This window comes from Mesorhizobium sp. WSM4816 (assembly GCF_055811535.1).
Window position 1 is genome coordinate 1 of the sequence record NZ_JBVVQR010000091.1, and the last position, 1,092, is coordinate 1,092.

At 58.6% G+C, this 1,092-nt stretch carries 1 protein-coding gene; it reads right to left on the bottom strand.

Annotated features, from left to right (window positions below; translation table 11 throughout):
* A partial coding sequence (locus AC0L3H_RS32915) for a co-chaperone GroES (RefSeq protein WP_473588241.1) occupies positions 1–224 on the bottom strand: 224 nt, incomplete at its 3' end.
* Positions 225–1,092: the final 868 nt, after the last annotated feature.

Sequence of the window (1,092 nt, forward strand, 5' to 3'; positions counted from 1 at the left end):
CCCGACCACTTGCCGAACAGGATGCGATCGCCGGCCTTGACGTCCAGCGGGACGAGCTTGCCGGCTTCGTCGCGGGCGCCGGAACCAACGGCGATGATCTCGCCTTCCTGCGGCTTTTCCTTCGCCGTGTCGGGGATGATGATCCCGCCGGAGGTCTTGGATTCGGATTCGACCCGACGAACGACCACGCGGTCATGCAGCGGCCGGAAATTCGACTTTGCCATTTTGGATATCCCTGGTGCGGAGGTTGAAAGGTTCTCCGTTGCCGGAGCGTGGTTAGCACTCGCCGGTGGAGAGTGCTAACGTGGCGCTGAAATAGGCTGTGGGCTCGTACTAGTCAAGACGGACGAGGGGACGGCCGAAGAGCAAAGGATTTGGAATCGGCGCGGAAGCTTGGCCCCCGTTACGGTGCATCCAACTGCCTAAGCGAGCGTTTCGGCCGTAAGCGCTGGGCCAACTTTCGTCTCTGTTTGGAATGTGAAATTATGTGAAATTAATGGCCGAGCAGTCGGCCGGAATCGATGGCCAGCCAAACAGTCTGAGCTTTTTGCAATTCATCATAACCTAAGTGGCATCGCCAGAAGGAGCGCTTATCGCAATCGATGGTCTGCAAATGCCTGCCGAAGCGCCTGGCAATCCTAAAGCAAGGCGCTCGCAATTTGCTTGTTCGGTAGGTTCCGATCAGCAGGTCGAGAGGAATGCTCGTTTTGAGGACGATGTTTGGGATTTCGTGATCGAGGTGGATTGTTTCTGTGGTGAGGTTTGCGTCGGCGATTATGCGCGCCCGTCCAGTGCGCCTACCGCGCGAATCTCTCCCTGCACGAATTCCGCCGTGAACGCAGCGCGTTGAGCCGCAACGGCACCGGAAAGCCTTGACGATCATGCCGGGTACTGGCGTGTGCTGCGATGTTGTAGGTGGTCACGCGGGCCTTGACGTCATTGCGACGGTAAATGAGCAGCGGGGACCGGGTGGGGGGCTTGGGGTTAGTCCCCGCTGCTTTGAGCTGCCTTAGCAGGGTGCAGTGGCAGCACAACTAAATAGTGACTGAGCGATGACAGGACCCAGACAGCGGAGCCTTGGGCACCCTGTCA